Source organism: Flavobacterium calami (genome assembly GCF_038290035.1).
In the GTDB taxonomy this organism is placed as follows: domain Bacteria; phylum Bacteroidota; class Bacteroidia; order Flavobacteriales; family Flavobacteriaceae; genus Flavobacterium; species Flavobacterium calami.
In genome coordinates, this window is the sequence record NZ_JBBYHS010000030.1 from 18,668 (window position 1) to 31,189 (window position 12,522).

General features: G+C 37.1%; 8 protein-coding genes. 4 read left to right on the forward strand and 4 right to left on the reverse strand.

Features of this window, described 5'->3' with window-relative positions:
* Positions 1 to 16: 16 nt before the first annotated feature.
* Complete coding sequence (locus tag AAEO57_RS20270) at positions 17 to 1,255, forward strand: ApeA N-terminal domain 1-containing protein (protein WP_341694850.1); 1,239 nt, start codon at positions 17 to 19, stop codon at positions 1,253 to 1,255.
* 296 nt (positions 1,256 to 1,551) lie between these two features.
* Here AAEO57_RS20270 and AAEO57_RS20275 read toward each other — a convergent pair whose 3' ends face one another.
* Both AAEO57_RS20275 and AAEO57_RS20280 read right to left on the reverse strand, forming a co-directional pair.
* Positions 1,552 to 1,941 carry a DUF1634 domain-containing protein gene (locus AAEO57_RS20275; RefSeq protein WP_341694851.1) on the reverse strand — a complete coding sequence of 130 codons (390 nt, stop codon included), beginning with the start codon at positions 1,939 to 1,941 and terminating at the stop codon, positions 1,552 to 1,554.
* A 4-nt stretch (positions 1,942 to 1,945) separates the two neighbouring features.
* A complete protein-coding gene (locus AAEO57_RS20280; protein ID WP_341694852.1) occupies positions 1,946 to 2,782 on the reverse strand; it encodes a sulfite exporter TauE/SafE family protein in 837 nt (278 codons plus the stop codon).
* A 441-nt stretch (positions 2,783 to 3,223) separates the two neighbouring features.
* On the opposite strand from AAEO57_RS20280, the gene AAEO57_RS20285 reads away from it, so the two are divergent.
* Positions 3,224 to 6,130, forward strand: a complete 2,907-nt coding sequence (locus AAEO57_RS20285; protein WP_341694853.1) for an FAD-binding and (Fe-S)-binding domain-containing protein — start codon at positions 3,224 to 3,226, stop codon at positions 6,128 to 6,130.
* Positions 6,131 to 6,661: 531 nt separating this feature from the next.
* A complete protein-coding gene (locus AAEO57_RS20290) occupies positions 6,662 to 8,596 on the forward strand; it encodes an amino acid permease (protein ID WP_341694854.1) in 1,935 nt (644 codons plus the stop codon).
* A gap of 22 nt (positions 8,597 to 8,618) precedes the next feature.
* Here AAEO57_RS20290 and AAEO57_RS20295 read toward each other — a convergent pair whose 3' ends face one another.
* Entirely contained in the window at positions 8,619 to 9,299 is a 681-nt protein-coding gene (locus tag AAEO57_RS20295) for a 5'-methylthioadenosine/S-adenosylhomocysteine nucleosidase family protein (RefSeq protein WP_341694855.1), read from the reverse strand.
* A 180-nt stretch (positions 9,300 to 9,479) separates the two neighbouring features.
* On the opposite strand from AAEO57_RS20295, the gene AAEO57_RS20300 reads away from it, so the two are divergent.
* Positions 9,480 to 11,426 (forward strand): glycoside hydrolase family 97 protein, encoded by a 1,947-nt coding sequence (locus AAEO57_RS20300; RefSeq protein ID WP_341694856.1) that lies wholly within the window; start codon positions 9,480 to 9,482, stop codon positions 11,424 to 11,426.
* Between the two features lie 144 nt (positions 11,427 to 11,570).
* Here the strand turns inward: AAEO57_RS20300 and AAEO57_RS20305 are convergent, their stop codons facing one another.
* Complete coding sequence (locus tag AAEO57_RS20305) at positions 11,571 to 12,260, reverse strand: dioxygenase family protein (RefSeq protein ID WP_341694857.1); 690 nt, start codon at positions 12,258 to 12,260, stop codon at positions 11,571 to 11,573.
* Positions 12,261 to 12,522 lie beyond the last annotated feature (262 nt).

The following is a 12,522-nucleotide window of genomic DNA, read 5'->3' on the forward strand; positions in this document are numbered from 1 at the left end:
ATCAGAAACTTAAAAAATGTTTACAGAAAATAAGTATTATGGGGAAATATGGTTTGAAGAAAACGAAAATTTTAAATGTTTTTGTATACTGACAATTAATGATAGAAAAGTTTCACTAGAAACAAACTTAGCTAAAAAAAAATCATATTATAAGGAAAAAATAATTTTAGGAACTTTTACTGGTTTAGGTTATTTGACATTTATTGATTGCCAAATAAAATTAAGTCAAAGTGGAATTACTGAGGCCCGTATATATCAACCTAAATATTGTTTCATTTCCGCATATCATTTCGTTAAAATTACTGATCTAAAATTTAAAAAATTTAGAATTGGAAATGATGCTATTGTAGATTGGATTTTCAAAAGCAATTGGTATGATTTTATAGAAGATAAGTTAATTAAAGAAACAGATGTAACTAATCAATTCAATATAAAGGAGATTGGTTTATCTATTGAAATAAAGCAGTCTTCAAGTTTTACAAGTGGACATAAAGAATTTGCTTTGAAAAATAATGGTTATTTAACATTTGAATCTGACAATGAAATCTCATTATTAAATGCTTTTGATTACTACAACTCTTTTCAAAAACTACTACAATTCATTTCTGCCAAAACTCAACAATTTACTTTTTTTTCTTTTCAATGTTTAGGTTGCGAAAAATATATTGATTTATATTATAAAGAAGATAGATTTGAAAAATCAGGATCTAATTATATCCATTTGTTTTATGATGAGATTGTTAACGATCTTCCTGTTTTAATTAAAAATATTTATACTTCAGATTCCTTTAAATTTTGTTTGGATAAGTTAATGGAGAATTTACTAGGTTTTAAACTTAGTTACAGTCGAAGATTTACAAATTCAATAGCTACTTTTGAAGCTTATAACAAACTTTATTTAGATCATAAGAATAATAAGCTAACCTATTATTTAGAATATAATAAAGAAAATATCATTGCAATTAGTAAGATGAACGAAGTTAGTTTTAAGGATTTTAAATCAACGGTTGTTCGTTCTAGAGATTACCATGTACATAGCAATTTAAACAATAAGGATATTTATTCCGATTTTGAGTTACTTTATATTAGCTTTCTTTTTGATTATGTCGTAGGTTTAGGCTTATTGCAAAACATGAAGGTTTCTAATGAAGTTCTCAATAAAGTCATAATGCAAGGTCAATCTGTCTTTGTTTATATGCAAAGTTCAAATAAATTTTTGAGTCAAGATCCTTTTGAGCAAGAAAAAACGGATTAAGTACAATCGAGCACCAGAATTACTTCTATCGTGTGAGATTTGCTTCGCCTGTTCGCTGCGCTCGGGTCTCCTTCGTCGAAATAACAAGATTGAGCAAAATCGTTGTGGTTAATTTTGGTTCATAAGCCTTCGACTTCGCTCAGGTTGACAATCGTTTTTACTTCTATAAGCTTCTGATGAAACCCACCGCCCTAGCCCAGATGGAAGCGGCATCCTTTTTCCGCCGGGGTTCGGCGGAAAAGATATAGCGGACAGCTGGATTAGCTCCTGAAAATCTTTAAAATAAAATGGATTTATTAGTGCGAAAACCCAAACGAAATACTGAGGATAATGATGCCGATTACGATGGTGGTGATGGCCACATAGAGGTAGTCTTTTTCGAGGAGAAAAGAAAATAACGACAACAATACCCGAAATACAGGCGTGAGGAACAAAAGTATGATTCCGGAGAAGATGATCGAGTCGCCTTTTCCCTGAATTACTCCTTTGTAAATAGTTGCGATTACTTCGAAAATATTTTTGTCTTTTTCTGTAAATACCGAGTAGTCTTCGATTTCCTGACCGTGGTGCAGCAGATAAACAATGCCTCCAATGGCGGCTACAGACAATGCCGTCCAAACGCCGTAGCGCAGTAAATTACCTATAATGTTCTGAAAATCTTTTTCCTGAGATGTATTGGGTGTCATTTTTTTAGATTTTTCCGTTAATGCCATTGTAAATCATGTTTATTGCCAGTACAAAAATGAGGCAAGCAAAGAAAATACGCAGTTTCTTAGGGTTGGTTCTTACCAGAATTTTGGCTCCAGCCATGGCCCCGAACAATACCCCAATTACGACCGGCATACAAATTCCGGGTTCGATATAGCCTTTCTGAATGTAAATTACGGAACTCGCCATTGCCGTAACGCCCATCATAAAATTGCTGGTGGTGGTAGAAACCTTAAACGGAATCCGCATGATATTGTCCATCGCAATTACTTTGAAAGCCCCGGAACCGATTCCTAATAATCCCGACATCATTCCGGCGATGCCCATCATACTGAATCCGCCAATTACATTTTTTGTTCCGTATGCGACTACTTCTCCGTCATGGGTAGGATAAGTCCCGTTCAGATGCAGTTTTTTGGCCAGCGGACTGGATTCTAAAACGATGTGTTCTTCTTTTTTTCGAAGGGAATTAATCGCCGAGAAAATAAGCGTGAGTCCGAATAAAACCGCGATAAAAGAGGTCGGTGCGATGGTGGAAAGCAGTGCTCCGCCAACAGCCCCGAGTGTGGTAGCGATTTCGAGAAATATTCCCAAACGCATATTGGTAATTCCTTCTTTGACATAAGCCGCCGCAGAGCCCGATGATGTAGCAATTACCGATACCAAAGCTGCTCCAATAGCATAATGAATATCGACTCCGAGGATAACTGTGAGAAGTGGTATGATGATGATTCCGCCGCCTAATCCGGATAAGGAGCCTACAAAGCCGGCTAAAAAAGCCCCTAAAAGCATAATCAGGGTAAATGTTACTACTGTCATTGTGGTATGTTTTGTGCTAATTTACAAATACATACTGTTTATTGCACTATTAAGTTTTATAGTGAAAGGATAAAAATAGCTTTATTTAGTTGTAAGACATTGATTGCTTGCATAATAATGGGGGACTTAAAAATGCCTTAAAAATTTTGTCCTGTTTGTAAAATAGCTTTTGGAGGTTGTTTCTTTAGCGAGAACCTTTTAAGTTCACAATGACTTCGACTCCGCTCAGTCTGACACCTGATTCATTTTCGTTTGATTAAATAAAAAAACACACTTATAAAAAAGGCTTAGAGCCAAAATACAATATAAGTTCGCAGTATTACGGCATAAACATTGAAAAATCAGTGCCTAATTTTCTTAATTTAGAATAAAAACAAAGGAAATAAGAGTATTTTTGTAACCGAAAAAACACATCCGTTTTAGATTATAAATTCAATCAGAATGTCAATAATTAAGGAGTTAGAACAACTGTCTGCATCATTAGAAGGCACACTTTTATACGATGATCTTCATAAAACGCTTTACTCAACCGATGCCTCGGTGTACCGCATTAAACCCAATGCAGTAGCCATACCAAAAACGACTGCAGATATTGCCAAACTGATAAAGTTTGCAGCAGATCACAACATTTCGGTTACGCCCAGAACAGCGGGAACTTCTTTGGCAGGTCAGGCGGTAGGAGACGGATTGGTAATTGATGTTTCGAAGCATTTTACTAAAATTATTTCGTTTGATGCCGAAAAGACAACGGTTACGGTTCAGCCGGGTGTCATTCGCGATGAGCTGAATTTATTCTTAAAACCCCACGGTGTATTTTTCGCCCCGATTACATCCACCTCAAACCGCGCCATGATTGGCGGAATGGTTGGAAATAACTCTTCCGGAACAACTTCTATTCGATATGGTGTAACGCGTGATAAAATTGCTGAAGTAAAAGCAATTTTAAGCGACGGTTCTGAAGTGGTTTTTAAAGACCTGACTTCTGCCGAATTTATTGAAAAAACCAAAGGAGATACTTTAGAAAATAAAATATACAAAACGATTTACGACGAACTTTCTATAAAAGAAGCTCAGGAAGAAATTGTAAAAGAATTTCCGAAACCAGAAATTCACCGTAGAAATACGGGTTATGCCGTTGATATTCTGTTGAAATCGGAATTATTTGGAGGAACAGAACCGACAATCAACCTTGGAAAACTACTTTGCGGAAGCGAAGGAACTTTGGCTTTTACAACCGAAGTGACGCTAAGAGTTGATGATCTTCCGCCTGCTCACAGTATTATGGTGGTTGGTCATTATCATACGATTCAGGAATCGTTGGAATCGGTTGTGGTGGCAATGAAACATCATTTGTACACCTGCGAAATGATTGACGATACGATTTTAGATTGTACGAAAACCAATCGTGAACATGTAAAAAACAGGTTCTTTTTGCAAGGGGAACCAAAAGCAATTATGCTGTTTGAAGTGGCTGCCCACACTTTGGAAGATGCCGAAAAACAAGCTGATGCATTAATTGCCGATTTAGAAAAAAATAATTTTGGCTATGCTAACGTCAAAATTTACGGACCAGATATCGACAAAGCCAATGAACTGAGAAAAGCCGGTCTCGGACTTTTAGGAAGTATTGTAGGCGATGATAAAGCAGCTGATTCTATTGAAGATACAGCAGTTGAATTGAGCGATTTGCCAGCCTATATTGCAGAATTTTCGGCGATGATGTTAAGCCACGGACAGGAAGCGATTTATTATGCGCACGCCGGTGCAGGAGAATTGCACCTTCGTCCGGTTTTGAATTTGAAGAAGACCGAAGATTTAAAATTATTCAGAACCATTGCAACGGAAGTAGCACATTTGGTAAAAAAATACAGAGGTTCATTAAGTGGTGAACATGGCGACGGAATTGTACGCGGGGAATTTATTCCGTTTATGATTGGCGAAAAGAATTACGAATTACTGAAAAGAATCAAACTGGCATTCGACCCGAATTCGGTTTTAAATATCGGAAAGATTGTCAATGCCGGAAAAATGGACGAAAATCATCGTGTAATTTCGGGCAGAATTGAACCGGATATTAAAACGTTTCAGGATTTTTCAGACAGTTTAGGAATTTTACGTGCAGCCGAAAAATGCAACGGTTCCGGGGATTGTCGAAAATTGCCATCGGCAGGGGGAGCGATGTGTCCGAGTTATCGTGCGACCCGAAACGAGAAAGAAACCACGCGTGCGAGAGCCAATGCGCTACGAGAATATTTAACGTATTCTGAAAAAGAAAATAAATTTGACCAGAAAGAATTATACGAAGTTTTTGAGTTGTGTGTAAGCTGCAAGGCCTGTGCCAGCGAATGTCCGAGTAACGTGGACGTAGCAACTTTAAAAGCCGAATTTCTATACCAATACCAAAAAGCAAACGGATTTTCAACCCGAAGTAAAATTTTTGCCAACAACGCCAAACTGAACAAAATGGGAAGCAAATTCCCGGCAATTACCAATTTTATTTCGAATCAGTCCTTCGTAAAAAAAACAATGGGAATTGCACCGGAAAGGCAAGTTCCTCTATTGGCGAAAAAGACTTTTAGAAAATGGTTTGCAAACCATAAACCCACAACAACAGATTTCCCGAACGGCAGATTGTATTTATTTGTAGACGAATTCACGAATTATTATGATGTAAATATCGGAATCGATGCCTTTGAATTATTAACAAAATTAGGCTATCAGGTTTTGGTAATCGATCATGAAGAAAGCGGAAGAACGTATCTTTCGAAAGGATTTTTGGAAGAAGCGAAGAAAATTGCCAATCATAATGTAACTGTTTTTAAAGATTTAGTTTTAGGAAATGCGCCTTTGGTTGGAATCGAACCTTCGGCGATTTTGACTTTCAGGGATGAATATTTGCGTTTGGCTGATGATAAAGAAGCAGCAGAGAAATTATCCGGAAATACTTTTACTATTGAAGAATTCTTTAAAAAAGAAATCATCGACGGAAAAATCACACCTAATTCTTTTTCAGAAGAAACTAAAGAAATTAAGATCCACGGACATTGTCACCAGAAATCATTGAGTTCTGTTGAAGCAACTTTTGCGATGCTGAATCTGCCTAAAAATAACAAGGTCACCATTTACAATTCGGGCTGCTGCGGAATGGCGGGCTCTTTTGGTTATGAAAAAGAACATTATCAGGTGAGCATGCAGATGGGTGAAGATACTTTATTTCCAAAAGTTCGTAATACAGCTGAAAATGTAAAAATTGCTGCTGCAGGAACGAGCTGTCGTCATCAGATTTATGATGGGACTAGTCGTGAGGCGCAGCATCCTGTGAGTATTTTGAGAAGCTGTCTTAAATGAAATGTGAAATGTAAATTGTGAAATGTGAAATGTTAAAAGTTTGCCACAGATTAGAGGATTAAAAGATTTTTGTTTCTCGCAGATTTAGCAGATTGCTTCGCCAGTTCGCTATCGCTTGGGTGAGCAGATTTATTTTTTAGTTTACTAAAATCTGTATTATCTGCTAAATCTGCGAGAGAAAATTTGAATAGAAAAATTATCATCAAAAACGGTTCTCTATACATTTTTTGCTCCGTTTCTCTGTACAAAAAAACTCGAACTGACATTTTTAATAATTACACCCAACGGGTTAAAATTAATTATTAAAAATCCTCACAAATCTTTTTAACACAATAAAAATCTGTTATATCTGCTAAATCTGCGAGAGAAAAGTTTCACTATAGATAAAAAACAATTCCTGAATTAGTGACTAAAAAAATCACAAAAAAACAAAAACGTTTTATAAATTTGAAATCAGGATAATTTTTGCATTATTTGCAAAATAAAACGATAAACACCTAAAAAATTTAATTTTTAATAGCTAAACCACGTATGGCATTTTCAAGTTTATTTCGAAAAAAGACAGTACAGGATATCCTGAAACAAGTTGCGCAAAATGAATCCGATGGACACAATGCATTAGGAAAGCATTTAACTACGAGGGATCTGACCGCTTTTGGAATTGCTGCTATTGTGGGGGCTGGTATTTTCAGTACAATCGGAAAAGCCAGTGCCGACGGGGGACCTGCCGTTATCTTTTTGTTTTTGTTTACCGCGCTGGCTTGTGGTTTTGCTGCTTTTGCTTACGCAGAATTCGCTTCAATGGTTCCCGTTTCAGGAAGTGCTTATACCTATTCTTATGTTGCTTTCGGAGAATTAATTGCCTGGATTATTGGCTGGGCGTTGATTATGGAATATGCGGTGGGAAATATAACCGTCGCTATATCGTGGAGTGACTATTTTACCGGATTGCTCCAGAGCCGCGGAATCAATTTACCGCAATGGATTCAGATGGATTATTTAACTGCTTCAAACGGTTATAAAGACGCAATGGCTTTAATGCAGGGCGGAAAATCTTTTGAAAATCTGGATGCCGGATTACAAACCGCTTACACCGCCTGGAAAACAGCGCCAACAATTGGTTCTTTTCATTTTGTAGCCGATTTGCCGGCTTTGTTTATTATCGTTTTAATTACAGCTTTGGTCTACAGAGGCATGAAAGAATCCCGTAACGCCAGTAATTTAATGGTAGTTGTAAAACTATGTATCGTTCTTTTAGTAATTGCTGTTGGTGCTTTTTATGTTGATACAACCAATTGGGATCCGTTTGCTCCAAATGGTGTTGGAGGAGTTTTAAAAGGTGTTTCAGCGGTTTTCTTTGCCTATATTGGTTTTGACGCCATCTCTACAACCGCCGAGGAATGCAAAAATCCACAGCGTGATTTGCCACGCGGAATGATGTGGGCGATTATTATTTGTACCATTTTATACATAGCCATTGCTCTGGTCTTAACCGGAATGGTACGTTATAACGAATTAAATGTGGGAGATCCTCTGGCATTTGTTTTCGAAAAATTAGATTTAAAATGGATGTCGGGAATTATTGCAGTAAGCGCAGTTGTGGCAATGGCGAGCGTTTTATTGGTTTTCCAAATGGGACAGCCGCGTATCTGGATGAGTATGAGCCGTGACGGATTGTTACCGAAGAAGTTTTCTACAGTGCATCCAAAATTCAAAACACCTTCTTTTGCGACTATCGTAACGGGGTTTGTCGTGGCAGTTCCGGCTTTGTTTTTAAACCTGACAATGGTAACCGATTTATGCAGTATCGGAACTTTATTTGCCTTTGTACTGGTTTGTGCGGGCGTTTTAGTCTTGCAGAACAAACCTGAAATCCCGAGGGGAAAATTCAAAACACCTTATGTCAATTCAAAATATATTTTACCCGTTTTAATTATAGCCGGATTGTATTACGCTTTTGCTTTCAACAATAAAGCAACTATGGCTTTCATCAATAACGAAGCACAGACTTTTGATGCAACAACGATTATTACTTCCTTAAATAAAGAAGAATCTGCAAAAGTTCTGAATTATTTAGAAAGTATCGATGTTAAAAACAAAACGGCCGAAACTTCAGATTTAGAGCATTTATTAAGTCAATATCAGGATGACGAAGCAAAATATGCTGAAGTTGTAAAAGGATTACCCATTAACGATGCTGCAAAATACGAAACCGGATTCAGTTTGTTTAAACACAAAATACCCATGTGGATTTTCCTTATCGTATTAGTTGGATTAGCAGTTTGGGCATTCAGAAAAAATCTTTCTTTGATTCCGCTTTTAGGACTTATCTGCTGTCTTTACATGATGGCCGAATTAAGTGTCTGGAACTGGATTTACTTTACCGTTTGGTTATTAATTGGACTGCTAATTTATTTTGGCTACAGCCGAAAAAACAGTAAGCTGAACTTTGTAGAGAAGATTTAAGTTTAAAATTATGAATTATAAGTTAAGAGTTATAAGTCATAGAAAAGCGTTTCGAAAATGATTCAGAACGGTTTTTATTTTGTCTAATTGAAGATCCAGCTTCTGTTACTTTGTCTTTTTTATTTATTTTTAAAAGTTTTCCGAACGCTACTGCAGCTTTGTGTACCTGAACCGACCAGTCTTCTGCTGCGTTATCATCGGCGCCATCTGAAATGTATTTTAAACATAAAAACGGAATATTCTCTTTCATAGCGATCATGGCTAACGCATAAGCCTCCATATCTACAACATTGTATAACACCTCAGCATGAGCCATTTCGAACCTATCGCCTGTCCCACAAATTCCTTCCGGCAGACCTTCCATCTTTAAACCATATTCAAGAACCGGAGGCAGGCCAGACAAAGGGGTTTCATACAGCTGAAAGCCCAAACCGCGTACATCCATATCTCTCTGAATAAATTTGGTACAACAGACAACATCGCCTTTCTGAAAAAAATTGCTTCCGGCAGAACCCAGGTTAACAATTAAGGACGGCTTTTTATGCAGAATAACTTTCGATAACTCGTATGCTGCATTCACCTTCCCTATCCCTGTTATGATGGTATTGCATTCATCAAAAACATCAGCAGCCTCAGATGCCAATGCTAAACTGAATAATGTGTTTTCTAATAAAAATGACTGTTCCTTATTTATTGTTATCATCCGTTTTGTTATTTGAATATGCAAAAATAACAATATCCCGAGAGAATATCATCTTTAAATGTCCCACCTTTTACTCCATAACAAAATGTGAATGCTGTTGTTTTATAAAAAAGTGTTACTTTTACACTTATTTCTCTTTTCAAAGAAAAAAAAATTACTATCAACCAACCAAAAACCACAATGAGAAAACTTCTAATCAGTCTATTTTTCGTGTCTCTGACAAATTCGCTTCAGGCACAATCTGTATCCGTTTTCAGTCCTGATAAAAACATAAAACTCGAAGTTTCCGTTACAGACGGAAATGTGTATTACAGTCTGTTTTATCAAAAAGATCTATTTCTTCAACAATCGCCTTTAGGGCTTTTAAGTTCTGCAGGTGACTTTTCGAAAGAACTAAAACTTGTTAATCATACCTCAGCCAAAATTCAGGAATCTTATCAGTTAAACCGTTCAAAAGTCAGTCAGGTCAATTATAAGGCGAACGAATTAAAATGCCTTTTTACGAATGCTTCAAACGATACCATACATATAATTTTCAGAGTTACGAATACCGATGTAGCCTTTAGTTATCTGATTCCGAAAAGCAAAAAGAATACGGCCAATTGTACTGTTGAAAAAGAAACAACAGGTTTTAAACTTCCCATAGGCACAACCACTTTTATTACGCCTCAGGCTCCGCCATCAAGCGGCTGGCAAAAAACGAAACCGTCTTATGAAGAAGAATATACCAGAGAAGAACCCGTGGGAACAAAATCACAATACGGATTGGGCTATACTTTTCCTGCACTGTTTCATTTGGGTGATAAAGGATGGCTGTTAATTTCTGAAACCGGTGTCAGCGATACTTATGTGGGAACCCGATTAAGCGATGCCAGTTCAGACGGAATCTATACTGTTACTTTTCCGCAGGATGGCGAAAATAACAATCAGGGACCTGTTACAGCTACTGCAACACTGCCTATGCAGACTTCGTGGAAAACCATTACGCTGGGCAGAACGTTAAAACCAATTGTTGAATCGACTGCCTCTACAGATGTGGTGAAACCTCTTGTAAAAACTTCGAAAATATTTGATGCAGGTCGTGCGAGCTGGAGCTGGATTGTGTGGCAGGATGAAAGCTGTAATTATAACGATCAGAAGACTTTTATTGATCTTGCAGCCGACATGAAATGTGAATTCATCCTGATTGATGCACTTTGGGATACTACTATTGGTAAAGAAAAAATGACTGAATTGGTGAATTATGCCAAATCTAAAAATGTTGGTGTCCTGCTTTGGTATAATTCTAACGGAAACTGGAACACTGCTCCGCAAACCCCAAAAGACAGAATGAACACAGCTGAAGCCAGAAGAGAAGAGATGCAATGGCTACAGCAAATTGGCGTAAAAGGCTTAAAAATCGATTTTTTTGGCGGCGACAAACAGGCCACCATGAAACTGTATCATGATATCCTTACCGATGCTGCAGAATTTGGACTGAACATCAATTTTCACGGTACAACTCTTCCGCGCGGATGGGAAAGAATGTATCCTAATTTTATGACGAGTGAAGCGGTACTGGCCTCTGAAAATCTGGTATTTCAGCAGGCGTTCAGTGACCGATATCCTTCTACAGCCACTATTTATCCTTTTACCAGAAATGCAGTAAGTTCAATGGATTTTGGACCTGTTTTCCTTAATAAACGCTTAAATCGAAATCCTGACAAAGGTACAATCCGAAAAACTACAGATGCTTTTGAAATGGCTACTGCCGTTGTCTTTTTCTCTGCCGTTCAGCATTGGGGGTTAACGCCTGAAAACTTAAAGGAAAAACCTACTTACTTATTTGATTACCTGAAAAATGTTCCGATAGTATGGGATGAAACCCGTTTTATAGATGGCTATCCGGGGAAATATTGTGTAATTGCCCGAAGAAAAAACACAAAATGGTACATTGCAGCTATCAACGGTGAAAACAGTACTAAAAAAATCACTGTAGATTTGTGGATGCTTAAAGGTAAAAATGTCTCTATTATTTCAGATGGTGACGGTCAGGAATCAAAATTCAGTACTCAGAAGTTTGGCAATGAAACTAAATTCAATCTGGAACTTTCTGCCAATGGAGGGACAGTACTATTTATTCCTTAGAACATTTTCATCGATTTATAAAACCAAAAAGTCACTCGCAAAACGAGTGACTTTTTTCGACTAAATCTATTATTAAAAAAGCGTATTGGGTATTATATTGAATTAAAAACTATTCTTTTAGTCTAAAGATGTATTATTCTAAATTTATGCTACAGTTATCTTTTTCAACAAAGTATAACCATCGGTATTGTTTCCTGTAACCGAATCAGCCATATTTCCGGATAAGCTATTCGAAAAGATACTGTCTTGTGTATTTGATGTGTCAGGCGCACCATTATAACCACTAGTTGCACACACCGACGTATAAGTTGAAACCGGAAAAGCAATTTGAGTGACCAAAAGCGATCTGCCTTCGGGAGTTAGTATTTCCACATGAATATGAGGCGCTCTTCCCGGATACCAACCCGGAAATATACTGATGAAAGAAACTTTTCCGTTTTGGTCTGTAGTCTGCCTTCCTCTTAAATAGTTAGCACTGGTTTGTGTACTATATTGAGAGTACAATCCGTCTTTATCACATTGCCAGACATCAACAAATACATTTGCAAGCGGTGTACATCCGTTACTTTGATCCTCTATGGTCAGGGTCATTAAAAGCGCTACGCCTGTCCTGTCACCAATGATACTTGCCCTTACATATTGAGCGGGAGTTAGTATCGGAAACGGCCCTCTGGTTTCTGTTGGCGAAATACTGCAATTACCTCCCGAATTATTACCCGTATCATCTGATGATTCGTTATCATTATCTTTTGAGCAGGATGAAACAACGGTTGGAAGTGCAATAATAGCTCCTAATCCGAAAAGACCATTTCTTAAAAATTTTTTTCTATGCATAATTGGTATTGCGAAGTTAAATCTGAAATAATCCGGTTTGATTATTCTTAAAACAATTCAGCCGTCAGAAACCCTACCTTTTTTTATTGATTTTAACCAAAATATCTATAAAATATTTACTGAAAAAGTGAAGCAAAAAAAGAGGCTGTCCGAAAAGTAAGGACAGCCTTTTTTTTGCTGTTTTTAATCTAAAATAGTATCTTAGAGTTGCACAAAAAACGAGCAATGGCTAAAGTAATATTTAAATCGCAATCAATCAATA

Bases quoted from the DNA above. Each gene is read 5' to 3' on its own strand.
- AAEO57_RS20305 (WP_341694857.1), bottom strand. From the start codon at position 12,260: ATGCATAGAAAAAAATTTTTAAGAAATGGTCTTTTCGGATTAGGAGCT.
- AAEO57_RS20300 (WP_341694856.1), top strand. From the start codon at position 9,480: ATGAGAAAACTTCTAATCAGTCTATTTTTCGTGTCTCTGACAAATTCG.
- AAEO57_RS20295 (WP_341694855.1), bottom strand. From the start codon at position 9,299: ATGATAACAATAAATAAGGAACAGTCATTTTTATTAGAAAACACATTA.
- AAEO57_RS20285 (WP_341694853.1), top strand. From the start codon at position 3,224: ATGTCAATAATTAAGGAGTTAGAACAACTGTCTGCATCATTAGAAGGC.
- AAEO57_RS20290 (WP_341694854.1), top strand. From the start codon at position 6,662: ATGGCATTTTCAAGTTTATTTCGAAAAAAGACAGTACAGGATATCCTG.
- AAEO57_RS20275 (WP_341694851.1), bottom strand. From the start codon at position 1,941: ATGACACCCAATACATCTCAGGAAAAAGATTTTCAGAACATTATAGGT.
- AAEO57_RS20270 (WP_341694850.1), top strand. From the start codon at position 17: ATGTTTACAGAAAATAAGTATTATGGGGAAATATGGTTTGAAGAAAAC.
- AAEO57_RS20280 (WP_341694852.1), bottom strand. From the start codon at position 2,782: ATGACAGTAGTAACATTTACCCTGATTATGCTTTTAGGGGCTTTTTTA.